Origin of the sequence: Arthrobacter sp. Leaf337 (genome assembly GCF_001423745.1) — a bacterium.
Classification (GTDB): domain Bacteria; phylum Actinomycetota; class Actinomycetes; order Actinomycetales; family Micrococcaceae; genus Arthrobacter.
Genome location: NZ_LMPC01000012.1, coordinates 310,056 through 336,111, shown reverse-complemented (window position 1 = coordinate 336,111; position 26,056 = coordinate 310,056). Strand labels below are relative to the sequence as shown.

Sequence of the window (26,056 nt, the reverse complement as noted above, 5' to 3'; positions counted from 1 at the left end):
CCCGCGCGCCAGACAGCCACGAGCCAGGTCTCCGTCAGCTAGATCGCCACGAGGTAGGCGGCCGAGTTGGGCGCAAGTTTCCGTGTGCCTCCCGGCACCGTCCCGGATTCCGTCGGGCCGTCCGTCACGGCCTCCGGCCTGCTGGCAAGGGCAACCCGGTAGCCCCCCGGCAGCGCGGCCGCGGCGATGCCCATGTTGGCGACCACCAGGACATCCCTGTTCTGGAAAGCGAGCACACCCTCCTCGGGAGCATGCACATCGGCCCAGCGGAAGGTTCCTGCGCCCAGCCGGTGTTCCTTGCGGAGGGCCAGCGCGGCTCGGTACAGCTCTAAGGTGGAACCGTCGACGCCGTCCTGCCGGTCCGCGGCCAGTTCACCGAATGATTTGGGTTGGGGGAGCCAGGGGGCGGCGGGCGCGCTGCCGGTGAACCCGGACGCGAATCCGTAGCCGGGCTCGGCAGCTTTCCATGGGAGCGGCACGCGGCAGCCGTCGCGCCCCCGCTCCACTCCGTTGGTTCGGAAGAACGTGGGGTCCTGGCGGGCTTCGGCCGGGACCGTGGTGTGCTCCGGCAGGCCCAGTTCTTCCCCCTGGTAGAGATAAGCCGAGCCGGGGAGGGCGAGTGAAACCATGGTGGCTGCCCGGGCCCGCGCGAGGCCCAGCCGGGCGTCGGGCTGTTCGTCTTCGGCGGCGATGCCCTTCGGGAACGTGGTGGGGTCCTTCAGCCCGAAGCGGGTGGTGTGCCGGACTGTGTCGTGGTTGCTGAGGACCCAGGTTGTGGTGGCTCCCACCGTGGCGGCAGCCCGCAGCGAATCCTCAACGGCCACGGCCGTCCGCTCCGCATCCCAGCCCGCCAGCAGGAAGTCGAAGTTGAACGCCTGCTGCATTTCATCGGGCCGGACGTACCGTGCCAGCCGCTCGGCCGGCTCCACCCAGGCCTCGGCCACCATCATGCGGTCGCCGTCGTACTCGGCCAGCACCCGGTTCCAGTCGCGGTAGATGTCGTGCACGCCGTCCTGGTCAAAGAAGGGCGACGGCGGGTAAAGCGGCGAGACCACCTGGTGCTCGTCGGCGGAATCAGCGGCAGCGTGGGCGCGGTGCGGTTCCTCGGCCTCGGTGTGGCCGCCGTGGGCTTCGCCCGGCAGTTCGCTGGCTCCTTCCACCATCGCAGCGGAGCCCTCCCAGTCCGGCAGGCCCGCTTCCTTGACCATGCCGTGGGCCACGTCCACACGGAAGCCGTCCACGCCACGGTCCAGCCAGAACCGCAGCACGGAGCGCATCTCCTCCTGGACCTCGGCATTGTCCCAGTTCAGGTCCGGCTGCTTGGTGTCAAAGAGGTGCAGGTACCATTGGCCGGGCCTGCCGTCGGCCTCCGTAACGCGGGTCCAGGCCGGTCCGCCGAAGATGGATTTCCAGTTGTTCGGCGCCAGGTCGCCGTCTCCCGATCCGGGGACGGAATCCTTGCCCGGCCGGAACATGTACCGGTCGCGCTCCCGCGAACCCGGGGGCGCGGCGAGTGCCGCCTGGAACCAGGCGTGTTCGTCCGAGGTGTGGTTGGGGACCAGGTCAACGATGACCTTCAAGCCCAGCCGGTGAGCTTTCTGCAACATCTCATCGAAGTCCGCCAGGGCGCCGAAAAGCGGATCCACCTGACGGTAATCCGCCACGTCATACCCGGCGTCGGCCTGCGGCGACTTGTAGAAGGGAGACAGCCACACGGCATCCACGCCGAGCCCCTGCAAGTAGTCCAAATGCGCCGTCACACCGCTCAGATCGCCCATCCCGTCTCCGTTGGCATCGGCAAAGGACCGCGGGTAGACCTGGTATACGACGGCGCTGGCCCACCACTTCGGAATCGAGGAACCGTCTGTCGGGACTGGGCTGTGTGCCACAGATATCCTTTCCATAAACTTCGGTGTAAACGCTTGCATTTCTCACCGCAACGTTACTAGTGTGATGGGCACCACTTCAACCGCACCGCCGATTTTGCTCGACACTCAGCGAGGAGTCTCCTTTATGAAATCCCCTAAGTTCCTTTTGCCGGCCGCTGCCGCCGGCGTCCTAGCGTTAACCCTGTCCGCCTGCGGAGGCGGCGGCGGCACCACGGGCGGGGGTGGCGGCGGCGACGCTGAACAAGGCCTCGACGGCCGCGGCCCCATCACCTACGTCCAGGGCAAGGACAACAGCAACGTCGTCCGCCCGCTGGTCGACAAATGGAACGCTGCGCACCCGAACGAGAAGGTCACGTTCAAGGAGCAGACCGACGCCGCTGACCAGCAGCACGATGACCTGGTCCAGAATTACCAGGCGAAGAACCCGAACTACGACGTTGCCAGCGTCGACGTTGTGTGGACTGCCGAGTTCGCCGCCAAGGGCTGGCTGCAGCCGCTGAAGGACAAGATGGCGGTAGACACCAAGGGGATGCTGGAGCCCACCATTGAGGCAGGCTCCTACAAGGGCACTCTCTACGCGGCACCGGTGTCTTCCGATGGCGGCATCCTCTACTACCGCAAGGATCTCGTCCCCACTCCGCCCAAGACCTGGGACGAGATGATGCAGATGTGCTCCATCGCCAAGGCCAACAATATCGGCTGCTATGCGGGCCAGTTCAAGAAGTATGAAGGCCTCACCGTCAATGCGTCCGAGGCGATCAACTCCTTCGGCGGTTCCGTGCTGGACAAGGACGGCAAGCCGAGCCTGAATACTCCGGAAGCCAAGACCGGCCTCGAGAACCTGGCGAAGGCCTACGCGGACGGCAACATCCCGAAGGAAGCCATCACCTACCAGGAAGAGGAAGGACGTCAGGCATTCCAGGACGGCAAGCTTCTCTTCCACCGCAACTGGCCTTACGTGTACAACCTGGCCACCACTGAAGCATCGTCCAAGGTCAAGGATGTCCTGGGCATGACCGCACTGCCCGGTGCGGACGGTCCCGGTGCCTCCTCGCTGGGTGGTCACAGCGCGGCTGTGAGCGTGTACTCCAAGAACAAGGCCACTGCCCTGGACTTCGTGAAGTTTCTGACGGCCGAAGAGCAGCAGAAGTTCTTCGCCACCCAGGGTTCGCTGGCACCCGTGCTCGGTAGCCTGTACGAGGACAAGGAACTCGTCGCCAAGCTGCCGTACCTTCCGGTCCTGAAGACCTCCATCGAGAACGCCGTGCCGCGCCCGGTATCGCCGTTCTACCCGGCGGTTACCAAGGCCATCCAGGAAAATGCCTACTCCGCTATCAAGGGAGAGAAGACCGTGGAAAGCGCACTGTCTGACATGCAGAAGTCCATCGAGTCCGCTAGCGCGGGACAGTAGCCACTCATGTCAACCGAATTGGGCCCGACGCCGGTAAAATCACCGGCGTCGGGCGGTACCCCGATCCATCACGGACCCAAGGGCGTCGGTGAGGACAACAAGATCCTCAGCCAGGGCAAGTGGGCTTCCTGGCTCCTCGCCCCCACCATCATCGCGCTGGCGGTAGTGATCGTTTACCCGATCATCAGCGCACTCGTGATGTCCTTCCAGAAGGACGCCGGCCTGGATCCGGTCACCGGGCTGTTCACGGCCGGCGGCCCGGCAGGCGTCCAGAACTATGTGAACTGGCTGGCCCAGCAGTGCTCCGCTCCTGGTGGCGGCACTGTTGCCTGCCCGCCCGGAACCCTCGGTGCCCAGTTCTGGTCAGCCACGGCCACCACGTTCTTCTTCACCGTGGTCACCGTGACGCTGGAGACCGTCCTCGGTTTCTGGATGGCCCTCATCATGGCCAGGACGTTCCGGGGACGCAGCCTGGTCCGTGCAGCAGTCCTGGTTCCCTGGGCCATTCCCACCGCCGTGACCGCCAAGCTCTGGCTGTTCATTTTCGCCTTCGAAGGCATCGCCAACAAGCTGTTCAACACCACCATCCTGTGGACGGGCAGTGAGTGGCCGGCCAAGTGGGCCGTGATCATTGCAGACGTCTGGAAGACCACGCCGTTCATGGCACTGCTGATCCTGGCCGGCCTCCAGATGATTCCTGCGGAGGTCTATGAGGCCGCCAAGGTTGACGGCGCGACCACCTGGCAGCGGTTCCGGATGATCACCCTTCCGCTGGTCAAGCCGGCGCTGATGGTGGCAGTCCTGTTCCGCACGCTGGATGCACTCCGGATGTTCGACCTCCCGTACATCCTTACCGGCGGTGCCAACAACACCACTACGCTGTCCATCCTGGTGATCAACCAGATCAGACAAGGGTTCAACGCGGCGGCAGCATTGTCCACCATTACGTTCATCATCATCTTCCTGGTTGCGTTCATCTTTGTGCGCTTCCTTGGTGCGAACGTCGTGGAGCAAAGCGGAGCCACTGGTAAGGGGAAGAAATGAGCGCCGGGACAGCCACCACTGCCCTCAGGGCACAGCAGGACCGGGGCCGGAAGGCAGCCCAGAACAGGGAGAAGTGGGCGCAGGGACGCACGTACATCAGCGCCGTCGTCGTCCTGATCTGGTGCCTTGCGCCGGCCTACTGGATGGTGGTGACTGCTTTCCGCGAGGTGGGCTTCACCTACGACACCTCGATCCTGCCCACCCATGTCACGCTGGATAACTTCAATACGGCCTTCGATACCTCCTTCGGCAACAGGTTCGGCCAGGCACTGCTCAACAGTGTTTTCATCGGCGTCGTCGTCACGGTGGTGTCGTTGCTTATCGGTGTCTTCGCGGCCTACGCCCTCGCGCGACTGAACTTCCGGTTCAAATATCTGGTGCTGGGCTTCATCCTTGGCGCATCCATGTTCCCGGGCGTCGCCCTCATCACTCCGCTGTTCCAGCTCTTCACCAACATCGGCTGGATGGGCACGTACCAGGCGCTGATCATCCCGAACATCTCCTTCGTGCTCCCTCTGACCGTGTACACGATGACCTCCTTCTTCCGCGAAATGCCATGGGAGCTTGAGGAATCGGCGCGGGTGGACGGCTGCACCCAGGGGCAGGCATTCCGAAAGGTGATCCTGCCGCTGGCGGCACCGGCCATCTTCACCACGGCCATCCTGGCGTTCATCTCCTCTTGGAATGAATTCCTGATTGCCAGCCAGCTGTCCAGCGACGCGACCCAGCCGGTAACGGTTGCCATCGCAAGCTTCGCCGGCGCACAACCGAACCAGATTCCGTACACGGCCATCATGGCCGCCGGAACCATCGTCACCATTCCACTGGTGATCCTGGTCCTGGTCTTCCAGCGCAAGATTGTTGCCGGCCTCACCGCCGGCGCTGTTAAGTGATGGGTTCGGCAACGGGCAAGGAACAGAACCAGGGGCTCGTTCGCAGTGAGCACAAGCGTGCCCGCTCCGGCGAGGACTTCGACATCATCATCGGCTTCCTGGGCTTCTGGGCCGTCGTGCTGCTGGTGGTCACCGTCTGGATGGAGGTGACCACCCAGCCGGCCCTCGGCTGGGCGCTGGGCCTGCTGGCCACGTTACTGGCGCTGTACGGGATGGTGCGGCTCCGCCGGCGTCTGCCGGCCCGGACCGCTACACGTAAGAAATAGGAGCTGATCAAAGGCTCAAAGCTGAAGCGGAATAGACTGGCTTGTTGCCGCAGGAACACCCAGGTAGCAAGAATCTGCGAACAGCAAGCAAGGGGAAACCGTGGCACGCACAACAGACAGGGCTCAAAGGGGCGGCCATTCCGGCGTCAGCATTGAGGACGTCGCCGCAGCAGCCGGGGTTTCCACAGCTACAGTCTCGCGCGCAGTCCGCGGACTGCCCAGGGTTTCGCCGGCCACCCGGGAAAAAATTCTCGAGGTGGCCGGCGCTTTGGGCTACGTGGCATCTTCCTCCGCGTCGGGCCTGGCCACCGGGCGGACAAAAACCATCGGTGTGCTGGCGCCGTTCGTCAGCCGCTGGTTCTTCTCCAAGGCGATCGAGGGCGCGGACCGGGAACTGCACGCGCGCCAGTACAACCTCTCATTGTTCAACCTGGGCGGCCACGGCAGCAACCGCGAGCGGCTCTTCAGCAAGACCATGGTCTACAAGCAGATCGATGCCCTGCTGGTGCTTTGTATGGCGCTGACCCATGAGGAACTCGAACACCTGCAGAAGATCGACATTCCCCTGGTGGTGGTCGGCGGCCACGTGGAGGAGTGCCCCTACATCGGCATTGACGACTACGCCGCGGCGTCCACTGCCGTCCGGCACCTGATCAGCCTGGGCCACAAGGACATCGCGCTACTGCACGGCGACGACGAAACCGACCTCAACTTCGATGTTCCCCGCGTCCGTATCAAGGCGTTCCAGGATGTCATGGCAGGATCCGGGCTGACTGTGCGCCCGGAATGGGACGAGTGGGGCGACTTCACGGTGCGCAGCGGCCAGGACGCCTTCACCAGGATGTGGGCCCGGCCCGGCCCGAAGCCCACCGCCATCTTCTGCGCGTCGGACGAGATGGCCATGGGGGTCATTTTCGAGGCCACCAAAATGGGCGTACGGATCCCTGAGGACCTGTCCGTCATCGGGATCGACGACCATGACTTCTCGGACGCCATGGGGCTGACCACTGTGAGGCAGCGGCCTGACGAACAGGCCGAACTGGGCACCAAGATGCTGCTGGACGAACTGGACGGCGCCGTGGGGGCGGTCCACTCGCAGGTCGCGCCCCACCAGCTGATCGTTAGAAGGACGACGGCGCCGCCCCCGTCCCGCGCGCAGGTTTAGCCGCGCACAGGTTTAGGAGGCCCGCGCCAGCTGCCTGATGGGAATCCAGCGCGAGGCCAGCCGGCGGTAGGCCGCCGCGGCTCCGGTCATGTCTCCCTCGGCCAGGCATTCGATGCCCAGGCGCACGTCCATGGGTGACTCATCCGGGTACACCTTGTCCGCCACCGCACCGTAATCCAGTTCCACCACCGAACCGGGGTGGAAGAGTTCCAGCCACTCGGTGAGCTGGGTCATGTCGTCCAGCATGTCCAGGTCGGGGGCTGCCAGGGCAAGGTTGGCTACGGCATATCGGACGCGTTCCAGCGCTGCACCGATCGGTGCCCATACCCGGACCGTGACGATCCGTCCGTCCGACTCCACCACATCTTGGGGATCGGATTCCTGGAAGAGCGAGAACCAGCTGAAGGGGATGCCCCAGGTGGACGCCCGCGTGTGGACGCGGCTGGTGCCCTCGCGGGCCTTCACCAGGTCAATGCGCTCCTGGTGCTTATCCCGCTGTTCCTCCGGAATCAGCAGCTCAGCGAGCGGACCGTGGACACCCTCCATGAGGGCGTTGGCAGCCAGTCCGGCCCGCAGCACCAGCTGGCTGGGACAGTACAGCAGAGCCTGTTCTTCACTATCGGCGCCTGCAGCTGCGGTGCCGGCAACGGCGTCACCCTGCCCGCCGGCGTCGGACGTCCCGGACGCATCGGGTGCGCCGGAAGACTTCTGCGTCATTGGCTGTTTCGGCTCCGGGGGAGCCGGAATGACCCGGACCAGGTCGGTGCGCCCGGTGGGGAAGGGGTCGCCGCCGGGGCGGGTGATCCGGCCGAGGGACGCCTGCAGCTCAGCGTTTTCCACCGCCGCGCGGGAAGCAGTCCTGGCACCTGCCGCCCGGAGCGCTGCGCGTTGATCCTCCGGAAAAGCGGTGAGCGGCTCGTAGATCCGCAGTGCGGAGGAGAAAGGCAGGCCCGCCTGGCCCCGGTAGATGTTGCCCGTCATCGCGGCCCCATCAGTCGGCCAGTTCCACGATGACTGGTGCGTGGTCCGAAGCGCCCTTGCCCTTGCGTTCCTCACGGTCGATCGAGGCACCGGTCACGCGGGCGGCGAGGGCGGGGGAGGCCAGGACGAAGTCGATCCGCATGCCCTCTTTCTTGGGGAAGCGGAGCTGCGTGTAGTCCCAGTAGGTGTAGACGCCCGGGCCCGGCGTGTGCGGACGGACGACGTCCTGGAACCCGGCGGCTTCGAAGGCGTGGAAGGCGGCGCGCTCGGGTTCGCTGACATGGGTCATGGCGTTGGCGCGGAAGAAGTCAATGTCCCAGACGTCGTCGTCCTGCGGTGCGATGTTCCAGTCGCCCATCAGGGCGATCTGCGCCTCGGGGTTATCAGTGACCCAGGTCTGGGCGTGCGTTTTCAGCATGTCCAGCCAGCTGAGCTTGTAGGGCATGTGCTCGTCATCGAGCGAGCGGCCGTTGGGAACATAGAGGCTCCACACCCGGACGCCGCCGCATGTGGCGCCGATGGCGCGGGCCTCCTGAACGGGGTCTTTTCCGTTCTTGCCGAAGACCGGCTGGTCAAGGAAGGAGCGTTCCACGTCCTCAAGCCCCACGCGCGAGACGATAGCCACGCCGTTCCACTGGCTCACGCCGAAGTGGGCCACCTCGTAGCCCATGCGCTCAAAGAGTTCCCAGGGGAAATTGTCGTCCTTGCACTTGGTTTCCTGGATGGCCAGCACGTCGCAGTCACTGCGCTCGAGCCAGGCCTCCACACGGTCGGCGCGGGCACGGAGGGAGTTCACATTCCAGGTAGCAATCTTCACAGTTCCTAACTTACCGAACTTGGGCGCCGGGCATCTGTCCAGCGCAGCTCTTTGCCGCCGTCGTGACCCTGTTTCGCCAAGAAGGTGGGGGCAAACACGCGGGGCGCACGGCGACTACGGGGACGGAAGCCAGCAAAGAAGGTCACGACGGCGGGCCCCACCGGGTCGCCACCTCGCCGTCGCCCGCCCCGGCGGCGCTCAGCGGCGCTCGACGGCGGTGGCCAGGTGGCGCGCGCGGCCCTCCCGCACTCTGGAATTTAGTAGGAAGTCCGAGTATATTCAGCTTCAGGATGATGTAGGTCACATGCAAAGGAGCATTCCGCCATGGTTCGCGAGCTTTCCCATTACATAGACGGGCAAAGGGTTGAAGGCACCTCCGGGCGCTTCAGCGACGTCTACGATCCCTGCACCGGGCAGGTCCAGGCCAGGCTGCCGCTGGCCAGCGCCGAGGAAGTCCGCAACGCCATCGCCAGCGCGGAGAAGGCCCAGGTGGAGTGGGGCGCCATGAATCCCCAGCGCCGCGGCCGGATCCTGCTGAAATTCGTGGACCTGGTGAACGAGCACATCGACGAACTCGCCGCGTTGCTCTCCTCCGAACACGGCAAGACCCTCCCGGACGCCAAGGGGGACATCCAGCGCGGCATCGAGGTGGTGGAATTCGCTGCCGGCGCCCCGCACCTGCTCAAGGGCGAGTTCTCGGACAACGCCGGGACCGGCATCGACGTGCATTCGCTGCGCCAGCCCCTCGGCGTGGTGGCCGGCATTACGCCGTTCAACTTCCCTGCGATGATTCCGCTGTGGAAGTCCGGACCGGCCCTGGCCGCAGGCAACGCGTTCATCCTCAAGCCCTCGGAGCGCGACCCTTCGGTACCGCTGCGCCTCGCCGAATTGTTCACCGAAGCGGGAGTCCCGGACGGTGTGTTCAACGTGGTCAACGGGGACAAGGAAGCAGTGGACGCCCTCCTCGAGGACGAGCGGGTGAAGGCCATCGGCTTCGTGGGCTCCACCCCGATCGCCCAGTACATCTACGCCACGGCGGCCGCCCACGGCAAGCGCGCACAGTGCTTCGGCGGAGCTAAGAACCACATGGTGATCATGCCGGATGCGGACCTGGACATGGCTGTGGATGCACTGATGGGAGCAGGCTACGGCTCCGCCGGCGAACGCTGCATGGCCATCTCCGTGGCCGTCCCGGTGGGCAAGGAAACGGCCGACGCCCTGGTGTCCAAGCTGGAGGAACGCGTCAAGCACCTCCGGGTGGGTCACAGCCTGGACAAGGACTCGGACTTCGGGCCCGTGGTGGCAGCGTCCGCCAAGGAACGGATCGAAGGCTACATCCAGTCCGGCGTGGATGAGGGCGCCACCCTGGTGACGGACGGCCGCGGCCTCACCGTGGACGGCTACGACGGCGGATTCTGGGTGGGCCCCACCCTCTTCGACAACGTCACCAAGGACATGAAGATCTACAAGGAGGAAATCTTCGGGCCCGTGCTGAGCGTCCTCCGCGCCTCCGATTACGACGAGGCCCTCCGGCTCTGCAGCGAGCATGAGTTCGGCAACGGCGTGGCCATCTTCACCCGCGACGGTGACGCCGCCCGTGACTTCGCCAGCCGTGTGCAGGTGGGTATGGTGGGGATCAACGTGCCCATCCCGGTGCCCATCGCCTACTACACATTCGGCGGCTGGAAGGCTTCCGGCTTCGGGGACCTGAACCAGCACGGAGCCGACGCGTTCCGTTTTTACACCAAGACCAAGACCGTGACCACCCGCTGGCCCTCCGGCATCCGCCAGGGCGCCAGCTACGTGATGCCGGAAGGCAGCTGATGAGCGCAGGACCTACCGCAGGTACGAACACGGCAAGCCCCGATGAGACGCCCACTGACGAGGTCCTGTTTGAGCGGCGCGGCCACCTCGGCGTCATCACGCTGAACCGGCCCAGGGCGGTGAACGCGCTCACCGCAGGCATGGCGGCCGCCATGCTGGAACAGCTCACTGCATGGGCGGACGACGACGGCGTGGCCATCGTTCTGGTGCACGGCTCCGGGGAGCGGGGGTTGTGCGCCGGGGGCGACATCGTGGCCATATATGAGGACATGCTGGCGGGCGGTGACGCCACCGCGGACTTCTGGCGCACCGAGTACCGGCTGAACGCACTGATCGCCGGGTACCCCAAGCCGTATGTGGCGTTTATGGACGGCCTGGTGCTGGGTGGCGGTGTGGGGATCTCGGCGCACGGGTCCGTGCGTGTGGTCACCGAGCGCACCCGCACCGGCATGCCGGAGACCACCATCGGTTTTGTGCCCGACGTCGGCGGCACCCTGCTGCTGTCCCGCTCGCCGGGGGAGGCAGGCACCCATGCGGCCATGACGGGCGCCCACCTGAGCGGCGCGGATGCCCTGTTCCTGGGCCTGGCGGACCACTTTGTGGCGTCCGGGAACCTTCCCGCGCTGGCGGCCGCGCTGGAAACCGAAACGGCGGAAGCCGCCGTCGGACGCTTCGCGGAGACGCCGCCGGTATCGGTGCTGGCCGGGCAGCGGGACTGGATCGATTCCTGCTACGCAAGCGACGACGCGGAGGACATCCTCCGCAGGCTCCGCACCTTCGACGGCGAAGCCGCCGCTGAGGCGGCTGACGCGGCGGACACCATCGAGGCGAAGTCGCCCACCTCCGTGAAGGTGGCGCTGGCATCGCTCCGCCGCGCGCGTGGCCTGAGCCTGGCGGAAGTCCTCGCCGAGGAGTATCGCGTGGGGCTGCGGTTCCTGGCCGGCGCGGACTTCCGCGAAGGCATCCGCGCTCAGGTGGTGGACAAGGACCGGAACCCGCAGTGGAAGCCGGCCACGCTGCACGAGGTCTCCGCCGCCGACGTCGCCAGGTTCTTTGAGCCGCTGGGGGACCGGGAGCTCAACCTGCAATCTAAGGAGGCCCGCAATGTCTGAAACAACAGGAGCCGGGAACCGGGGACACGTGGCGTTCCTCGGGCTGGGACACATGGGCGGGCCCATGGCCGTCAACCTGGTCAAGGCCGGGTACACGGTGGCAGGGTTCGACGTGGTGCCCGCAGCGCTGGACGCGGCCCGGGAACACGGTGTGCCCACCGTGGCGTCACCGGCCGAAGCTGTGGCCGGTGCGGACGTGGTGCTCACCATGTTCCCCAGCGGCCAGCATGTCCTGGATGCCTACCGCGGGTCGGGCGGCCAGCCGGGCTTGCTGGACGTGGCCGGACCGGGCACCATGTTCCTGGACTGCTCCACCATCAACGTGGACGAAGCCCGCGAAGCGTCAGCGATGGCCGTTGCCGCAGGCCACCGGGCCGTGGACGCTCCCGTCTCGGGAGGCGTGGTGGGTGCCGAGGCCGGAACCCTGACCTTTATGGTGGGCGCCCTGCCGGAGGACTTCGACGCCGTGCGGCCCCTGCTGGAAGTGATGGGCAAGCGCGTGGTCCACTGCGGCGGTCACGGGGCAGGCCAGGCCGCGAAGGTCTGCAACAACCTGATCCTGGGCGTCTCCATGATCGCGGTGAGCGAAGCGTTCGTGCTCGGCGAGAAGCTGGGGCTCACGCACCAGGCCCTCTTCGACGTTGCGTCCGCGGCATCCGGGCAGTGCTGGGCGCTGACCACCAACTGCCCCGTTCCGGGGCCGGTGCCCACCAGCCCGGCCAACCGCGACTACCAGCCGGGATTCGCCGGCGCGCTGATGGCCAAGGACCTCAAGCTGGCCCTGAACGCGCTGCAAAGCACCGGAGTGGCCGCCCGGATGGGCCCGCTGGCATCGGAGATCTACGATACGTTTGCGGCTGAAGGCGGGGCGGGCCGGGACTTCTCCGGCATCATCACGGATATCCGGGACAAGTCCGCGCACTAGGCAGTTTTCGAAGCAGAACCACGTGAGGAGTCAGGCATGACGGAGCAGTACGGGAACATTCTGGTGGAGCGGCGCGGACGCGTGGGGCTGGTGACGCTGAACCGGCCCGAAGCGCTGAATGCGCTGAACAAAGCCACCATGGATGAACTCGTGGCCGCCGTCACGGCCATGGACGCGGATCCCGCAGTGGGCGCCGTGGTGGTCACAGGGTCCGGCAAGGCGTTTGCTGCCGGCGCGGACATCAAGGAGATGGCCGACCAGGGCTACATGGACATGTATGCCGCGGACTGGTTCCGCGGCTGGGAGGATTTCACCAGGCTCCGCATTCCGGTGGTGGCGGCTGTCTCCGGCTTCGCCCTGGGCGGCGGCTGCGAACTGGCCATGATGTGCGATTTCATCATCGCGGGGGACAACGCCAAGTTCGGCCAGCCCGAGATCAACCTGGGCGTCCTGCCGGGCATGGGCGGATCGCAGCGGCTCACCCGGGCCGTGGGCAAGGCCAAAGCCATGGACCTGATCCTCACCGGCCGGTTCATGGACGCCGAGGAAGCGGAGCGCGCCGGGCTCGTCTCCAGGGTGGTGCCGGCGGCAGACGTTGTGGACGAGGCTGTGAAAGTGGCCGAGGTGATTGCCTCCAAGTCAAAGTCGGCTGCGATGCTGGCCAAGGAAGCCGTCAACGCCGCCTTCGAAACCGGACTGGGCCAGGGCGTGCTTTTCGAGCGCCGCCTCTTCCACTCGCTGTTCGCCACCGAGGACCAGAAGGAAGGCATGGCCGCTTTCACGGAGAAGCGGCAGCCGGTCTTCAGGCACCGCTAGGGAGTTCGGTTCCCAGCCCCCGGGCGCCGCTAGGGCCTTGGCGCCCGGCGGTGGGCTCGGAGCACTGAATCGGTGACGGTCACAGTGCCGCCGTCCGCGTCCGTCACGGACCGCGGGCGGGCCTCGCAGACGTCGATTTCCCATTCGTCCGGGTCCAGGCCGGCGGCGATTTCCTCCGGTGTGAAGAGCAGGCCGGGATCGCTGGGGCGGTGGACTCCCGTTTCTAGGTCCGATGGGTGGTGGCCGACGATCAGGAGCGTTCCGCCGGGTGCCACGGACGCGGCGAGCCGGTGATACAGCTCGGTCCGTTCGGCCGCTGGAAGGTGCATGAACTGCGCGGACACGAGGTCGAACGTGCCGGGCGGCGGCGGTGAAGCCGTCAGATCGTGATGGGCCCAAATGATCCGGGCGGCCGCCTCCGCGTCCTGCGCTGCCCGTTCGGCTGCCCGGGCCAGAGCCACCGAGGAGATGTCCACGGCCGTGACCCGCCAGCCCTGGCGTGCCAGCCAGAGGGAATCGGCCCCTTCGCCGCTGCCCACGTCCAAGGCAGAGCCGGGACGCAGGCCGGCGGTCTCGGCCAGCAGGTTCGCGTTCGGGTTGCGGCTCCAGACCGAGCCGTGCTGGCGGTAGCGCTCATCCCAGAATGACTCGTCAAACTTCATCCATGCTCTCCTTGCTGGCCGGCGCTCGCGTCCCGGCAGGGTGCCCTCAGGGGCGGTCCGCGCTACGCCGTGACAATGCCACGATACGCCGTGACGGCTTCCTCCAGTTCCTCCGGCCCAGCAGCCCGGCTCAGTGGCGCAGCTAGGCGGCGCTAATGCCGAACAGGCCGATAATCAGGCCCATGACCACCAGGGTCACCAGTTCGTGGGCGCAGTTGAGAATGGTCAGCCCGGCCGGGCGGCCCTCGAAAGCGTCGTGCGTGATGAAGCGGGCGGCCGTGAAACCGGCCCAGAGGATGACGGCGGTGATCAGGGTGTTGGCCAGGAAGTTGCCGCCGTAGAAGTGCTGGGAGATGGCGGCGGACCCGGCCAGGACCAGGGCGCTGATGAAGCTGACCACCAGCGTGATCAGGATGGGTTTGACGGCGTCCTTTGCTTCCCCGCTGGGCGAAACCTTCGCGACCTTCATCCAGTAGTTGCCGAACACCTTCGGGGTGTACCAGACCGAGCCCACCACCATGCTGGACAGGGTGGCCAGCAGTACGGCCCAGATATTGATTTCCGGAATCATTGCGCTCTCCTCGGGTCCAGCGTCAGGTCATGTCCTAGACATCAGCAGTCTAGGACCGGCCGTGGCTTCTTCAAGGCAAAACGGTGGTCAGTCGCCGAAGTCGCCGGCGTTCTGCCGGAATCGCCCGAGGATCCGGATCAGCTGGTCCACGTCCTGGCTGGCGAAACCGGACTGGCCGAATACCTCGGTGTTGAGCGCCGCCGTCGCCCGTTTGGCCAGGGTGCGTCCTTCGGTGGTGAGTTCGATCAGGGTGGTGCGCCCGTCGGTCGGGTGCGGGGAGCGGACCACGAGGCCCGCGTCCTGGAGGCGGTCGACGGCGTTGGTCACCGAGGTGGGGTGGACCTGTAGGAGCGCGCTGGCCTTGTTCATGGGCAGCGCGCGGCTGCGGGCGAAACTCAGGAGCGCCAGGAGTTCGTACCGGGCGAAGGTGAGGCCGAAGGGCTTAAGGACGCCCTCGATCCGGGCCAGCAGGATCTGCTGGGTGCGCATGATGGCCGTGATGGCCGCCATGGGCGCGGCGACGTCGCCCCAGCCATGCCGTTCCCAGTTGCGCTGGGCGTCGGCAATGGGATCGCGCGGGAGCGGGTTTCCCATGGCACCTCCTGACATGTGGGTTGCTTCAGCCTAGCTTTTCAGCCCCTGGGCTTTTCAAACCCGGGAAATCCGTCTCCGAGTACTCGACGCCCAGGCCTTCGGGCTGCGGGCCGCCGCCGTGCCGGAGCTCTTCGCTGTGCCGGAGTTCCACGCGCCGGATTTTGCCCGAGATGGTCTTGGGCAGTTCCGCGAACTCCAGCCGCCGGATGCGCTTGAACGGGGCCAGATGGTCACGGCAGTAGCGCAGGATGTCTTCGGCCAGTTCGGGGCCGGGCTGGTGCCCGGCGGCCAGGACCACAAACGCCTTCGGCACGGACAGTTTCAGCGGATCGGGGGAAGGGACGACGGCGGCCTCCGCCACGGCGGGGTGTTCGATCAGGACGCTTTCCAGCTCGAACGGGGACAGCCGGTAGTCGGAGGATTTGAAGACGTCGTCGCCGCGGCCCACGTAGGTGATGATGCCGCGCTCGTCCCGGCTGGCCATGTCCCCCGTGTGGTAATAACCGTCACGGAAGGCGTCGGCGGTCTTCTCCGGGTCGCCGTAGTAGGCCTTCATCAGCCCCGCGGGGCGGGGGTCCAGGCGGAGGCAGAGCTCGCCGTCGTCGGCCTCTTCTCCCGTTGCGGGGTCAACGAGCACCACGTCGTAGCCGGGCAGCGGTCTGCCCATGGCGCCGATCTTGATCGGCTGGCCCGGGGTGTTGGCCACCTGCACTGTGGATTCGGTCTGGCCGAAGCCGTCCCGGATGGTCTGGCCCCAGGCGCGGTGGACCTGGTCGATCACCTCGGCGTTGAGGGGTTCGCCGGCGGACACCACCTTGGTGGGCGGGTTCTTCAGGACAGTCAGGTCCGCCTGGATCAGCATGCGCCACACTGTGGGCGGGGCACAGAAACTGGTCACTTTTTCCCGGTCCATCTGTTCCATGAGCGCCTTGGCGTCGAACCGGCTGTAGTTGTAGATGAACACGCACGCCTCGGCGATCCAGGGCGTGAACACGTTGGACCAGGCGTGCTTGGCCCAGCCGGGGGAGGCGACATTGAGGTGCACATCGCCGGGGCCCAGCCCGATCCAGAACATGGTGGACAGGTGGCCCACGGGGTAGGACGTGTGCGTGTGTTCCACCAGTTTGGCCTTCGAGGTGGTGCCCGACGTGAAGTAGAGGAGCAGTGTCTCGTCCGCCTTGGTGGGCGCGTCGGGCGCGAAGTCCGTCGGAGCGCTGTGGGAATCGGCGTACTGCAGCGCGGCTGAGTGTTCATCGGCGTCTGCATCGGCGCTATCGGTGCTGGAAACATCGGTGCTGCTGCGCTCGCCGTCGGCAATTTCAATGAGCTTGTAGTTGCCGGGAACGTCGGCAAACTTGCCGATGTTGGAACTTCCGACGGCGGCCCAGCCCGCTTCGCCGCGCTCCACCCGGTCCGCCAGGTCCGCGGGACCCATGAGCGTGGTGGTGGGGATCATGACGATTCCCAGTTTGATGCCGGCCAGCATGAGCTCCCACAGTTCCACCTGGTTGCCGAGCATGATGATCATGCGGTCACCACGGCGGACGCCGCGGCTGCGGAGCCAGTTGGCCACCTGGTTGGAACGCCCGGAAAGCTCCCCGAAGCTCCGCCTGGCGGCGCTGCCATCCTGCTCCACGATCACCAGGGCCGGTTTGGTGCCCTTGGCGGGGTCCGCGGCGATCTGGTCGAACCAGTCGAGGGCGAAGTTGAATTCTTCGAAGCGGGGCCACTGGAATTCATCCCGTGCCCGGCCGTAGTCCTCGCGCAGGGCCAGAAGCCTGTCCCTCGCGGCCCGGAAGTCGTCGGTGACTGTCATGGGACCCTTTCGCCTAGTGATCCATATCACTGTGCAATATACTAGGACATCCAAGGGTTTGGAAGAGTGAAGGGATGCGTGCCGGTGCAGCCACAACGACGTGACGGCGGGGAAATCACAACAGTTGCGGAGCAGCCGCCGTTCCCGGACGCGGACCTCATGTACATCGTGGATCTGCTGCCGCAGGGGGAGCGGTCGCGCTACCTGGAGGTGCGGGACTTCCTGCAGTCCCGCATACGCGCAGCGTCCATCGAATACTGGAACCGCGAGGAATTTCCGTTCGGACTGCTGGCCGAAATGGGCAAGTACGGGCTGGGCGGGCTGCAGACGGACGGGACGTCGGCGCTCTTCAAAGGCCTGATGTATGTCGAAGTGGCCCGGGCGGATGTGTCCCTGTCGGCGCTGGTGGGCATCCACAATGAGCTGATCGTGGGGATGATCGACGAGCTCGGTTCGGACGAGCAGAAGCAGCGGTGGCTGCCCGGGTTGCAGGCGTTCACCCAGCTGGGAGCCTTCGCGCTGACGGAGCCGGAGCACGGCTCGGACATTGCCGGCGGCCTCGAAACGTCAGCGCGGCTGGAGCGCGGCGAATGGGTGATCAACGGCGCCAAGCGGTGGATCGGTGCCGGGACCATCGCCGACTTTGCGCTGGTCTGGGCCCGGGATGAGGCGGACGGCCAGATCAAGGGCTTCATCGTGGAAACGGACCGGCCCGGCTATTCCGCCACAAAGATCTGCAACAAGATCGGCCTGCGGATCATGCAGAACGCGGACATCGTTCTCGAGGAGGTCCGGATTCCGGAGTCCAACCTCCTGCCCGGTGCCACGGATTTTTCCAAGGCCAACGACCTCCTCCGCGACTCGCGTGCCTGGGTGGGCTGGCAGGCCGCCGGGATCCAGCTGGCCGCGTTCGACGTCGCCCGTTCCTATGCCCTGGAGCGGAAGCAGTTCGGGAAGGAGCTGGCCCGGTTTCAGCTGATCCAGCAGCAGCTGGCCGAAATCCTTGGCAATGCCAGTGCCTCCCTGGCGCTCATGGCCCAGCTGGCCCGGATCCAGCAGGACGGCAAGCTGGAAATGGTCCAGGCGGCCATGGCGAAGTCCACCACCACCCGGCTGGCACGGGCCTCAGTGGCGATGGGCAGGTCCCTGCTGGGCGGCAACGGCATCAGCAGCGACTACGAGATGGGCAAGCTGTTCGGCGACGCCGAAATTCTGTACACGTACGAGGGCAGCTACGAGATCAATTCGCTGATCGTGGCCCGGGCCGTGACCGGGAAGTCCGCGTTCGTCTGAGGACGCTCGTGGTCCGCCTGAAGCGCCGACGGGGCCCGCCGTCGTACCTTCAGTTAGTCTTGGCCGCGCTCGTAGTGGAGGAGAACCACTCCGTTGCCGAACGCATGTGTGCCGGCCAGCTTGAGGTTCATTCGGACGTCCGGTGACTCGAACAGCGGCCGGCCGTTGCCCTGGCCCAGGACCACAGGGTGGACGTAGATCCTGTATTCATCCACCAGGCCGAGCCGCAGGAACGTCGCGGTCAGATTGGCGCCGCTGAGCGCAATGTCGCCGCCCGGCTGCGCCTTTAGTTCCGCGATTTCTTCAGGCACGACGTCGTGCTTCACGGTTGTGTTCCAGCCGGCTTCGGTGAGGGTCCGCGAGAACACGATTTTGGGAATCTCGCGCCAGATCGCTGCGAACTCGGCCTCGACCGCCGTGCTGTTCGGATCCTGGTCGGCGGTTGGCCAGTAATCGGCCATCAGTTCGTAGGTGACCCGCCCATCAATGAACGCGCCCATCTCCCTGCAGACATCGTTGAAGTGCTGGTGCAGTTCCTCGTCCACCATGTTCCAGCTGATGTCGCGGTTCAGCCCTTCGAAGTATCCGTCCACCGAAACTGACGCGATCAGAATGATCTTCCGCATGTCGATCCCTTCGTGGCAGGGCGGGCACCCGGGCGGGGCCGCCGTCGTACCCTCCAGTGAATCACTCGAGGATGCGTTGGAACAGGACATGGTCCTGCCAGGAGCCTGCAATCTTGAGGTAGGACGGTGCCAGGCCGATCTCTTCAAACCCGGCGCGGGACAATACTTTGCGGGAAGGCGTGTTGTGTTCGAGGGTGGCCGCCTGGACCCGGTGCAGGCCGAGCTCGTCCTTCGCTGCAGCCAGCACGGATGTGATGGCTGAGCTGCAGACGCCGCGGCCGTTGAAGTCCTTGTCCACCCAGTAACCGACGTGGGCGCTGAGGAACGGGCCGCGGACGATTCCTGTCAGCGTGATCGCTCCGACAATGCGGCTGCAGGCCAGCAGAACCCACGGCACCTCCTGCCCCGCAGCCTGCAGGGCGAGCTTGGATTCGATGACGGCGCGCTGGCCGGCAGCCGTGAAGAACTCGTCAGCCCGGGCCGGTTCCCAGGGGGCAAGATGGTCCCGGTTCAGCACGTACGCCGCACTGAGCCGTTCAGCATCAGCAGCCTGAAGCAACCGCATTTGGACATCGCCGGTCACGGTGGCGGCCTCAGTAGTCATCCTCCGACTCTATCCGCGGGAGGCTGCCGTGTCCGTGGCGGAGCAGGGCCGGGGATGGCGCCGCTGCAAGGGGGGGGTCCTTCGTCCCTTCCGCGGGGCTGGGAGTGAAGGCCACAGTTGGATCAGGAGGGTTGCGCTTGCCTAACCCCGGTTTGATTCGCAGAAAGAGGAGTCATGAAAATCGAATCCTGGATTTTCGGAGGCATGGCCATTTTCTTCGTCCCCGTTGGGGTGGTCTACGGCTTCGTCACGGAGTGGACCGAGCCGGTTGGCTTCCTGGCCTTATGGCTGGTGGGTGGCCTGGCGGGGCTGATCGGGGGCTACCTTGGCTACACAGGCCGGCGGGTGGGGATGCGTCCCGAGGACCGTCATGATGCGGAGATCCACGAAGGCGCAGGTGAGCAGGGCCAGTTCAGTCCCTGGAGCTGGTGGCCCATTGCCTTGGGCTTTTCCGCGGCAACCGGGTTCCTGGGCCTGGCAATTGGATTCTGGATCCTCTACATCGGTGCAGGGTTTGCACTGGTTGCGCTGATTGGCTGGGTATTTGAATACAGCCGCGGGGACCACGCCCACTAGCTAAGGTGTGGAAGGCGCGCGCCCGGAGAGGGCGTCGGGCAAAAAAATTCGCCCATCGACTTGAAACTAAGCCTGCTTATGATTAGGGTTGAAGTCATGAAGGGGTGCGGCGTTATTGCGCACTGACGCCCTTTCGGAAGGTCCCAACGGGGCCGGACAGCTTGGGAGAATGGCCTGTTCCATAGGCGCTCCCGGTGCCCGCCGAGGCGAAGAGCTGTAAGCAACCAAAAAGAGATGCGGTGAACCGCGGCCTGAACCTGGGCTGCAGCCACCTTGGTAATCGCGTAACCGCGGTGCCGGGGGAGTGATTGCGTGCATCAAAATCGAGGGAGCAAAAGATGTCAGTTATGAAGAAAGCAACTACCGCCGTTGCCGGATCGCTGTTCCTGGTGGGGATGGCCGCAGGGCCTTCGATGGCTGCGGACAACAGCACTGTCAACGACGGCCTGGTCAACGTCACTGTCGGCGATGTGACAGTCCTTGAGGACGTCAATGTCGGCGTAGCCGCTGATGTGACGGCACAGATCTGTGGCGTGGAAGTCGGGCCGGTCGCCGTTCTGGGTGAGGCTGTCGACGCCACGAGCACCGAGTCTGTCGTCTGCGACGACAACAGCGGTCCGGTCACTATTATTCAGAACTGACGGACTGCACCTGCGTAGCGGGCGTTGATGTCCTCTAACGCAAACAAAAAGCGGCGGGACCATCTGGTCCCGCCGCTTTTGCCGTCCGTAAAGCTGGTGTACGTAGTACACTCGTGGCAACAAAATAGCAAGGTAAGGTGCCCACATGACGCAGCAGGCGGAAGCCACGCGCCGGATCCCGCTGAACCGGGAGCGGGTGCTGACTGCCGCCGTCGTACTCGCCGACGAAGCGGGCATCGAAGCGCTCAGCATGAGGCGCCTGGCGCAGGAGCTCGGCGTCGTACCGATGGCGCTCTACAAGCACGTCGCCAACAAGGAGGAACTCCTCGACGGCATGGTGGACGTCCTAGTCGGCGAAATCGATCCTCCCGCCCGCGATACCGGGTGGCAGAGCGCGGTCCGGTTACGGGTGCTTTCAGCGAGGAAAGCCCTATTGCGGCATCCGTGGGCCCGGCAGGTGCTTGAGTCCCGCACCACCCGGACACCGGCGGTCCTTGGCTACATGGACTCGTTCATCGGGATGTTCCTGGCCGGCGGCTTCTCCGTGGACCTCACCCATCACGTAATGCATGCACTCGGCAGCCGCATGTGGGGGTTCACCCAGGAGCTGTTCGACGATTCCGCCGGCAATGCGGCGGCCGGGATGGCGCCGTCAGGGGTAACGCCGGAAACGCAGGAGGCCATGCTCCGGGAGATGGCGCAGCGCTATCCGAACATCCTGCAAGTAGCCATGGCGGCCAATCACGACGACGGATCCGTGGTGTCGCAGGGCTGCGACGACCAGTTTGAATTCGAGTTCGCGCTTGACCTCCTCCTGGCCGGGTTCGAGCGCTTCCACCGGCAGGGCTGGACGTCGGAGCGGGCGAAGCTGGAGCGGTAGCCGGCCGGATGCTAGCTTGTGGGGATGGAGGCACTCGACTGGCTGCTTGACTCCGATCCCGCGATCCGCTGGCAGGTCCTGCGCGACCTCACGGACGCGCCGCCTGAGGAAGTGCAGTCCGAGCGTGCCCGCGTCGCCACCCAAGGCTGGGGCGCCCGCCTGCTCGCGCTGCAGGACGGCAACGGCCAGTGGGACGGCGGAACGTACTTCCCGGCGCAGTTCGACGAGTCGGAGCCAGGCCAGCCCTGGACTGCAACCACTTACAGCCTGTTGCTGCTGCGCGATTTGGGGCTTGATCCCCGCAGCGGCCAGGCACGCCGCGCCGTCGAACTCGTCCGCGACAACAGCCGCTGGGAGGAAGGCGATCAGCCGTTCTTCGAGGGCGAGGTGGAGCCGTGCGTCAACGGCATGGCCGTGGCACTTGGTGCCTACTTCGGTGAGAAGGTCGACGGCGTCGTGGAGCGTCTGCTGGGTGAGCAGCTCGCCGACGGCGGATGGAACTGCGAGGCGGAACGCGGTTCGGTGCGTTCGTCGTTCGGGACAACCATCAACGTGCTCGAAGGGCTGCTGGAACACGAGCACGCGACCGGCGGGTTCCCGGACTCAATCGAGGCCCGGCAGCGCGCCGAGGAGTACCTGCTGGAACGCGGGCTCCTTCGGCGCAAGACCACCGGCGAACTGATCGACCGAGACTGGCTGGAGTTTTCCTACCCCACCCGCTGGTTTTACGACGTGCTGCGCGGCCTCGACTACTTCCGCGCGGCATCCACCAGTCCGGACGAACGCATCGCCGAGGCGGTGGAGGTGCTGCGCTCCAAGCAGCAGCCCGATGGCACCTGGCTGCTGGAAAACACGCACCCGGGCCGGATCCATTTCGCCTTGGAGGACGGTGACGGGCGCCCGAGCCGGTGGAACACCCTAAGGGCGCTGCGGGTGCTCGGATGGTATGAGGGCAGTATCGCTGGCGGCAGCGCTCGAGCGATGCGGCTGCGGGAAACCAGATGAGGCAGCGTGCCGGGCTGCCTCGTAGCTAGCCGGAACCGGCCACCTCAGCCGAGAAGTCTCGCCACCAGTTCGCCGCGGCTCCCCACTCCAACCTTGTCGAAGAGGGACTTCAGGTGGTCATGGACCGTGTGGGGCGAGATGAACAAATGGTCGGCTATGTCTGTCGTCGCCGAGCCGGAGACCACCTCAAGGCAGACCTCCCGCTCCCTGGCCGTGGCGCCGTAGGCGGCGAGCAGGAGGCTCACCATTTCGTGGGTGGTGGCGGGTTCCACGGTGACCACCATCTGCCCGGGGTCGTCCCCGGTGATGAGCCGGCTGGCCTGGAGTACCACCCAATGATCTCCGGCGTCGCGCATCCTCATGCGGGCCGTCCCGGAAACAGAAGCCTTCGCGGCGGCCACCACCGCGTACAGCGTCATGCTGAATCGGCCGGGCGCCTCATCGTCCAGCTGAGCCAGCCAGGTGGCGGCTGCCTCAGTCGCGGCACGCAGCTCACCGCGCCGTCCGACCAACACGATCACCGGACCCTCCGGCCCGCGTGCCGCGTGCCGCTCCAGGCGGACGGCGACCCGGGTGGCCGCGGCCAGGGCTGATGCGATGGAACTCAAGAATTCCACTTCCCGGTCGGTGAAGTCCGCGCCCGGCTCACGGAAGAGCCCGCCCACGGCCCAGCAGGCGGCATCGGCCCGGAACACCGCACGAAGTTCGTGCTCCAGCCCCTGCGGACGGAGCAGGTCGTTGAGCCGCACGCTCCTGACCACATCGCGGTGCGGCACATCGGAGAGCCGGGCGGCCGGTACCGGCCGCCGGATCAGCGCCGCGAAGGCATTCGGCTCCGTGCCCGCATATTCGGTCTCGGCGAAGCGCGCGGCGTATTCATCGGGCACAGGCCACGGCGGCCAGTTGGTGATCGACGTCATGATGAGGGAGTCCGGGTCGACGCCGGACCAGCAGGCCTGCTGAAACGGCACGGTGTGATGGACGACGGCGAGCGCTGCAGCATGCAGCTCGGCTACGCCCATGCCTGTGGTCGCCATGGCCGAAATCTCGCGCTGGGCCCGCTCTGCACGATCTGCCCACATGCTTTTAGTATCCGCCGCCAAGGACGGACTGCAATCCCCAATTTGGGGGATGGTCGGGGTGCTGGCGGAACCCCCTGGGCGGGGATGGGACAGGCTTCGCGGCGGACGTAGTCTTCGACCATGAACGCCGTTGCCCAACTGTTTGCGCTGCTGGAAGCCCTGATCTATATCGCGGTCTTTCCCCTTGAGGCCTTTCTCCTGCGCCGCCCGGCTGTGCAGAGATTCCTCAGCACCCCTGCAGAAAATGTCCCCGCCGTCATGATGTGGGCGATTCCCGTCGGCTTCCGTAATCTCCTCATAGCTTTGGGGGTCATTGCGGGACTCGTGGCATTGAATACCGGGAACGAGGTGGTCGGCCGGACGCTGGTTACCTACTGCTGCGCGTACATGGTCCTGGGCGGATCCACCATGGCCCTGGCCGATGCGCTGGGACACTACCCCAAGAAGGGCGACAGCATTCCGGGAACTCTTGCCGCCACTGTGCCGGCCCTCATTGCGCTCGCAGCCTCGGTGTTCTGAGCGGGCTTTGGCCGCTGTTCTGAACGCAGGGACAAACGAAGGCCCGCCTATGGGGGACAGACGGACCTTCGCAGTTAAGACGGTACGCCTCTTCTAAATACCCATCGAGTGGAGATGCATTACTGCCGCGCGCCGGCAACTTCGGGACCTGATCGCGGCGTGCGTCACCGCCCTTTCCGAGTCCCGGCCTGCGGCGTAGTCTGCCTCTTATCGCGACACCCGGGCGGGAGGATCTTTGGACGGCTATGCCGAGCTGCGGGCGTTCCGCGCCACGCACCCGTACCGATCGGTGACGGTCGGCGGCGTCGAATGGAAGTACATCGCCGGACCGGTGCCCGGGGAGGCAAGCCCGGCACTTCTCGTCCTGGGCGGCGGGTTCTCCTTCGGTGATTCCGCGTTCCGCACGATCACCGCTTTCGAACCGCACTTCCGGGTGCTCTCACCCTCGTATCCGTCGGTGCGGACAATGGCCCAACTTGTGGCAGGGGTTGCGGCCATCCTCGACGCCGAGAGTATCCAGTCCGCGAGCATTTTCGGCCATTCCCTCGGCGCCGGCGTCGCGCACGCCTTTGCATGCCACTATCCTCAGCGCGTGGACAAGCTCATCCTGTCCGGGTTCGGTCTCTATACCCGTGGTCACGTGCGCCTGGTGGCCGCCTTCGTCGGTCTGTTCTCGATACTGCCCAAAGATGCCCTGGCGGCTTTCTACCGTCCGAGGATCGCACGCCTTGTCGCTGGGGCGGAAGCCGACGAACGTGCTTTCCTCAGCGCCTACACGGAAGACCTTTTCGCAGCACACACGAAGGAATCGGCCCTTGCCCGCCTGGCAGTCGTGCTGGATCTGGCGGCGCATCCGGACCGTTACGCCGCCTCGTCCACCTTCGAGCGTCCGGACGACGTGCTGGTGATCGCCGCTGCCGACGACCGCGGTTTCACCCCGCGCGAACGCGAAGCGTTGCTTGCCGCCTACCCCGGCGCCCGTGCCTATGTTTTTGGCGAGGGCGGCCACCTGACGGCCGTCACCCACCCGGCTGAATACGCCGACGTCGTCGATCGCTTCCTCAAGGGCCGTCCCCTTCCCACGGGGCGTAGCGAAAACCCGGCCGGCGCGAGCCCTGCCGACGCGCCGCGACGCGCGCCGCACGGGGCGGCGTCCGAACCCGTCCGGGAAAAACCGGCGTCGAGCCCGGCCACGGCCTTGGAGGCCAGGCTGGCCGGCTTCCGTGCCAGACACCAGTACCGCACGCTCGACGTTGACGGTGTGCGCTGGCGCTACCTTTCGGGCGGCTCGGGCGAACAAACGGTGCTTCTGCCCGCCGGTGGTACACGGATGCCGGACATGTACCTGCTGCTGATCGAGGCGCTGGAGCGGGACTTCCGTGTCCTCGCGCCGGCCTACCCCGCCGGTGCCGGCATCGCCGGGCTCGCGGACGGACTGGCTGCGATCCTTGACGCCGAGGGAGTCAATCAGGCGGATGTGCTGGGCTCGTCTTTCGGCGGATTTGTGGCCCAGACGTTCGCCCGCCGGCATCCGGAGCGCGTGCGGCGCCTGGTGCTGGCGAACACCGGCAGCCCTACAGCGGCCCCGCTCCCTTGGCTCCCGCTCCTCATCCGCTTCCTCTCCGTCCTTCCCGAAAGCGCCGTGCGATCCCTGACCGGCCGGAACTGGCGCCGCTGGTTTGTCCCGGACTCGCAGGGCGACGCGAGTTTCTGGACCACGCTGCTGTCGGACGTACTCAGCCGGCTGGGCAAGGAGGATCTGCTGTCCGGCCTACGGGAGATGAAGGAGTTTGCCCATCTTCCGGCCGAACGGGCAGGCGGGGTGCGCACGCCCACCCCGCCTGTACCGGTCCTGCTGATCGAATCGGAGCGGGACGAAGCGTTCCCGCCCCGGGCACGTGCGGCTCTCCGCGACCTTTATCCGTCCGCGGAGATCCGTCTTTTCGCGTGCGAAGGCCATGGGGTCATGGCGACGCGGACCGCCGAGTACATCGCCACCGTGGGGGAGTTCCTTCGCCGACCCTGACCTAGGCAGCCCTGATTT

At 65.9% G+C, this 26,056-nt stretch carries 26 protein-coding genes; 16 read left to right on the top strand and 10 right to left on the bottom strand.

What is annotated here, in order from left to right:
• Positions 1-38 precede the first annotated feature (38 nt).
• A complete protein-coding gene (locus ASF98_RS10705) occupies positions 39-1,904 on the bottom strand; it encodes a glycoside hydrolase family 13 protein (RefSeq protein ID WP_156372367.1) in 1,866 nt (621 codons plus the stop codon).
• A gap of 109 nt (positions 1,905-2,013) precedes the next feature.
• Between ASF98_RS10705 and ASF98_RS10700 the strand changes: the two genes are divergently transcribed.
• From ASF98_RS10700 to ASF98_RS10680, 5 genes are all read left to right on the top strand, one after another.
• On the top strand, positions 2,014-3,300 hold the full coding sequence (locus tag ASF98_RS10700) for an ABC transporter substrate-binding protein (protein ID WP_055801301.1): 1,287 nt from the start codon (positions 2,014-2,016) through the stop codon (positions 3,298-3,300).
• Between the two features lie 6 nt (positions 3,301-3,306).
• Entirely contained in the window at positions 3,307-4,344 is a 1,038-nt protein-coding gene (locus ASF98_RS10695) for a carbohydrate ABC transporter permease (protein ID WP_028272911.1), read from the top strand.
• Entirely contained in the window at positions 4,341-5,237 is an 897-nt protein-coding gene (locus tag ASF98_RS10690; protein ID WP_055801297.1) for a carbohydrate ABC transporter permease, read from the top strand. Before ASF98_RS10695 ends, ASF98_RS10690 begins: the two co-directional genes overlap by 4 nt.
• Entirely contained in the window at positions 5,237-5,503 is a 267-nt protein-coding gene (locus tag ASF98_RS10685; RefSeq protein ID WP_055801296.1) for a hypothetical protein, read from the top strand. The genes ASF98_RS10690 and ASF98_RS10685 overlap by 1 nt, the downstream gene beginning before the upstream one ends.
• 100 nt (positions 5,504-5,603) lie before the next feature.
• Positions 5,604-6,668 carry a LacI family DNA-binding transcriptional regulator gene (locus ASF98_RS10680; protein WP_055801293.1) on the top strand — a complete coding sequence of 355 codons (1,065 nt, stop codon included), beginning with the start codon at positions 5,604-5,606 and terminating at the stop codon, positions 6,666-6,668.
• A 12-nt stretch (positions 6,669-6,680) separates the two neighbouring features.
• On the opposite strand, the gene ASF98_RS10675 is transcribed toward ASF98_RS10680, so the two are convergent.
• Both ASF98_RS10675 and ASF98_RS10670 read right to left on the bottom strand, forming a co-directional pair.
• Complete coding sequence (locus tag ASF98_RS10675) at positions 6,681-7,649, bottom strand: hypothetical protein (protein ID WP_055801290.1); 969 nt, start codon at positions 7,647-7,649, stop codon at positions 6,681-6,683.
• 10 nt (positions 7,650-7,659) lie between these two features.
• Positions 7,660-8,466 carry an exodeoxyribonuclease III gene (locus ASF98_RS10670; RefSeq protein ID WP_055801287.1) on the bottom strand — a complete coding sequence of 269 codons (807 nt, stop codon included), beginning with the start codon at positions 8,464-8,466 and terminating at the stop codon, positions 7,660-7,662.
• A gap of 324 nt (positions 8,467-8,790) precedes the next feature.
• Here ASF98_RS10670 and ASF98_RS10665 point away from each other — a divergent pair, with 324 nt between their 5' ends.
• From ASF98_RS10665 to ASF98_RS10650, 4 genes are read left to right on the top strand one after another with little or no spacing between them, the layout of a single operon-like run.
• Positions 8,791-10,290, top strand: a complete 1,500-nt coding sequence (locus tag ASF98_RS10665; protein WP_055801285.1) for a CoA-acylating methylmalonate-semialdehyde dehydrogenase — start codon at positions 8,791-8,793, stop codon at positions 10,288-10,290.
• Entirely contained in the window at positions 10,290-11,402 is a 1,113-nt protein-coding gene (locus tag ASF98_RS10660; RefSeq protein WP_055801281.1) for an enoyl-CoA hydratase/isomerase family protein, read from the top strand. The genes ASF98_RS10665 and ASF98_RS10660 overlap by 1 nt, the downstream gene beginning before the upstream one ends.
• Positions 11,395-12,327, top strand: a complete 933-nt coding sequence (gene mmsB / locus ASF98_RS10655) for a 3-hydroxyisobutyrate dehydrogenase (protein ID WP_055801277.1) — start codon at positions 11,395-11,397, stop codon at positions 12,325-12,327. Before ASF98_RS10660 ends, mmsB begins: the two co-directional genes overlap by 8 nt.
• A 36-nt stretch (positions 12,328-12,363) precedes the next feature.
• A complete protein-coding gene (locus ASF98_RS10650) occupies positions 12,364-13,143 on the top strand; it encodes an enoyl-CoA hydratase (protein WP_055801275.1) in 780 nt (259 codons plus the stop codon).
• 29 nt (positions 13,144-13,172) lie between these two features.
• Here ASF98_RS10650 and ASF98_RS10645 read toward each other — a convergent pair whose 3' ends face one another.
• The 4 genes from ASF98_RS10645 to ASF98_RS10630 form a co-directional block, all read right to left on the bottom strand.
• A complete protein-coding gene (locus ASF98_RS10645) occupies positions 13,173-13,805 on the bottom strand; it encodes a class I SAM-dependent methyltransferase (protein WP_055801272.1) in 633 nt (210 codons plus the stop codon).
• A 142-nt stretch (positions 13,806-13,947) separates the two neighbouring features.
• Positions 13,948-14,376, bottom strand: coding sequence for a DUF1761 domain-containing protein (locus tag ASF98_RS10640; protein WP_055801269.1), 429 nt, complete (start codon positions 14,374-14,376; stop codon positions 13,948-13,950).
• A gap of 87 nt (positions 14,377-14,463) precedes the next feature.
• On the bottom strand, positions 14,464-14,970 hold the full coding sequence (locus tag ASF98_RS10635) for a MarR family winged helix-turn-helix transcriptional regulator (protein ID WP_055801266.1): 507 nt from the start codon (positions 14,968-14,970) through the stop codon (positions 14,464-14,466).
• A 25-nt stretch (positions 14,971-14,995) separates the two neighbouring features.
• Entirely contained in the window at positions 14,996-16,786 is a 1,791-nt protein-coding gene (locus tag ASF98_RS10630) for an AMP-binding protein (protein WP_055801263.1), read from the bottom strand.
• A 159-nt stretch (positions 16,787-16,945) separates the two neighbouring features.
• Between ASF98_RS10630 and ASF98_RS10625 the strand changes: the two genes are divergently transcribed.
• Complete coding sequence (locus ASF98_RS10625; RefSeq protein ID WP_235505870.1) at positions 16,946-18,079, top strand: acyl-CoA dehydrogenase family protein; 1,134 nt, start codon at positions 16,946-16,948, stop codon at positions 18,077-18,079.
• Between the two features lie 53 nt (positions 18,080-18,132).
• On the opposite strand, the gene ASF98_RS10620 is transcribed toward ASF98_RS10625, so the two are convergent.
• The gene (locus ASF98_RS10620) at positions 18,133-18,705 is read right to left on the bottom strand and encodes a dihydrofolate reductase family protein (RefSeq protein ID WP_055801256.1); all 573 of its coding nucleotides are present in this window, start codon (positions 18,703-18,705) and stop codon (positions 18,133-18,135) included.
• Positions 18,706-18,766: 61 nt separating this feature from the next.
• Entirely contained in the window at positions 18,767-19,309 is a 543-nt protein-coding gene (locus tag ASF98_RS10615; RefSeq protein ID WP_055801254.1) for a GNAT family N-acetyltransferase, read from the bottom strand.
• A 174-nt stretch (positions 19,310-19,483) separates the two neighbouring features.
• On the opposite strand from ASF98_RS10615, the gene ASF98_RS10610 reads away from it, so the two are divergent.
• From ASF98_RS10610 to ASF98_RS10595, 4 genes are all read left to right on the top strand, one after another.
• Entirely contained in the window at positions 19,484-19,885 is a 402-nt protein-coding gene (locus tag ASF98_RS10610) for a cytochrome c oxidase subunit 4 (protein WP_055801251.1), read from the top strand.
• Positions 19,886-20,232: 347 nt separating this feature from the next.
• Positions 20,233-20,526 carry a hypothetical protein gene (locus ASF98_RS10605; RefSeq protein ID WP_156372366.1) on the top strand — a complete coding sequence of 98 codons (294 nt, stop codon included), beginning with the start codon at positions 20,233-20,235 and terminating at the stop codon, positions 20,524-20,526.
• A 145-nt stretch (positions 20,527-20,671) separates the two neighbouring features.
• Complete coding sequence (locus ASF98_RS10600) at positions 20,672-21,406, top strand: TetR/AcrR family transcriptional regulator C-terminal domain-containing protein (RefSeq protein WP_055801245.1); 735 nt, start codon at positions 20,672-20,674, stop codon at positions 21,404-21,406.
• A 24-nt stretch (positions 21,407-21,430) separates the two neighbouring features.
• Entirely contained in the window at positions 21,431-22,411 is a 981-nt protein-coding gene (locus tag ASF98_RS10595; protein WP_055801242.1) for a hypothetical protein, read from the top strand.
• 44 nt (positions 22,412-22,455) lie between these two features.
• On the opposite strand, the gene ASF98_RS10590 is transcribed toward ASF98_RS10595, so the two are convergent.
• Entirely contained in the window at positions 22,456-23,493 is a 1,038-nt protein-coding gene (locus ASF98_RS10590; protein ID WP_055801240.1) for a helix-turn-helix transcriptional regulator, read from the bottom strand.
• Between the two features lie 120 nt (positions 23,494-23,613).
• Between ASF98_RS10590 and ASF98_RS10585 the strand changes: the two genes are divergently transcribed.
• Both ASF98_RS10585 and ASF98_RS10580 read left to right on the top strand, forming a co-directional pair.
• Positions 23,614-24,012, top strand: coding sequence for a DUF1304 domain-containing protein (locus tag ASF98_RS10585; protein WP_055801237.1), 399 nt, complete (start codon positions 23,614-23,616; stop codon positions 24,010-24,012).
• Between the two features lie 235 nt (positions 24,013-24,247).
• Positions 24,248-26,038, top strand: a complete 1,791-nt coding sequence (locus tag ASF98_RS10580) for an alpha/beta fold hydrolase (protein WP_055801234.1) — start codon at positions 24,248-24,250, stop codon at positions 26,036-26,038.
• The last annotated feature ends 18 nt before the right edge of the window (positions 26,039-26,056 follow it).

What these genes read in the sequence shown, in the direction of transcription:
- ASF98_RS10675 (WP_055801290.1), bottom strand. Translation starts at nt 7,649, where the DNA reads ATGACGGGCAACATCTACCGGGGCCAGGCGGGCCTGCCTTTCTCCTCC.
- ASF98_RS10685 (WP_055801296.1), top strand. Translation starts at nt 5,237, where the DNA reads ATGGGTTCGGCAACGGGCAAGGAACAGAACCAGGGGCTCGTTCGCAGT.
- ASF98_RS10660 (WP_055801281.1), top strand. Translation starts at nt 10,290, where the DNA reads ATGAGCGCAGGACCTACCGCAGGTACGAACACGGCAAGCCCCGATGAG.
- ASF98_RS10705 (WP_156372367.1), bottom strand. Translation starts at nt 1,904, where the DNA reads ATGGAAAGGATATCTGTGGCACACAGCCCAGTCCCGACAGACGGTTCC.
- ASF98_RS10600 (WP_055801245.1), top strand. Translation starts at nt 20,672, where the DNA reads ATGACGCAGCAGGCGGAAGCCACGCGCCGGATCCCGCTGAACCGGGAG.
- ASF98_RS10700 (WP_055801301.1), top strand. Translation starts at nt 2,014, where the DNA reads ATGAAATCCCCTAAGTTCCTTTTGCCGGCCGCTGCCGCCGGCGTCCTA.
- ASF98_RS10635 (WP_055801266.1), bottom strand. Translation starts at nt 14,970, where the DNA reads ATGGGAAACCCGCTCCCGCGCGATCCCATTGCCGACGCCCAGCGCAAC.
- ASF98_RS10585 (WP_055801237.1), top strand. Translation starts at nt 23,614, where the DNA reads ATGAACGCCGTTGCCCAACTGTTTGCGCTGCTGGAAGCCCTGATCTAT.
- ASF98_RS10630 (WP_055801263.1), bottom strand. Translation starts at nt 16,786, where the DNA reads ATGACAGTCACCGACGACTTCCGGGCCGCGAGGGACAGGCTTCTGGCC.
- ASF98_RS10610 (WP_055801251.1), top strand. Translation starts at nt 19,484, where the DNA reads ATGAAAATCGAATCCTGGATTTTCGGAGGCATGGCCATTTTCTTCGTC.
- ASF98_RS10695 (WP_028272911.1), top strand. Translation starts at nt 3,307, where the DNA reads ATGTCAACCGAATTGGGCCCGACGCCGGTAAAATCACCGGCGTCGGGC.
- ASF98_RS10640 (WP_055801269.1), bottom strand. Translation starts at nt 14,376, where the DNA reads ATGATTCCGGAAATCAATATCTGGGCCGTACTGCTGGCCACCCTGTCC.
- ASF98_RS10625 (WP_235505870.1), top strand. Translation starts at nt 16,946, where the DNA reads ATGTACATCGTGGATCTGCTGCCGCAGGGGGAGCGGTCGCGCTACCTG.
- ASF98_RS10665 (WP_055801285.1), top strand. Translation starts at nt 8,791, where the DNA reads ATGGTTCGCGAGCTTTCCCATTACATAGACGGGCAAAGGGTTGAAGGC.
- ASF98_RS10615 (WP_055801254.1), bottom strand. Translation starts at nt 19,309, where the DNA reads ATGACTACTGAGGCCGCCACCGTGACCGGCGATGTCCAAATGCGGTTG.
- ASF98_RS10620 (WP_055801256.1), bottom strand. Translation starts at nt 18,705, where the DNA reads ATGCGGAAGATCATTCTGATCGCGTCAGTTTCGGTGGACGGATACTTC.
- ASF98_RS10605 (WP_156372366.1), top strand. Translation starts at nt 20,233, where the DNA reads ATGAAGAAAGCAACTACCGCCGTTGCCGGATCGCTGTTCCTGGTGGGG.
- ASF98_RS10690 (WP_055801297.1), top strand. Translation starts at nt 4,341, where the DNA reads ATGAGCGCCGGGACAGCCACCACTGCCCTCAGGGCACAGCAGGACCGG.
- ASF98_RS10650 (WP_055801275.1), top strand. Translation starts at nt 12,364, where the DNA reads ATGACGGAGCAGTACGGGAACATTCTGGTGGAGCGGCGCGGACGCGTG.
- ASF98_RS10595 (WP_055801242.1), top strand. Translation starts at nt 21,431, where the DNA reads ATGGAGGCACTCGACTGGCTGCTTGACTCCGATCCCGCGATCCGCTGG.
- ASF98_RS10645 (WP_055801272.1), bottom strand. Translation starts at nt 13,805, where the DNA reads ATGAAGTTTGACGAGTCATTCTGGGATGAGCGCTACCGCCAGCACGGC.
- ASF98_RS10590 (WP_055801240.1), bottom strand. Translation starts at nt 23,493, where the DNA reads ATGTGGGCAGATCGTGCAGAGCGGGCCCAGCGCGAGATTTCGGCCATG.
- mmsB (WP_055801277.1), top strand. Translation starts at nt 11,395, where the DNA reads ATGTCTGAAACAACAGGAGCCGGGAACCGGGGACACGTGGCGTTCCTC.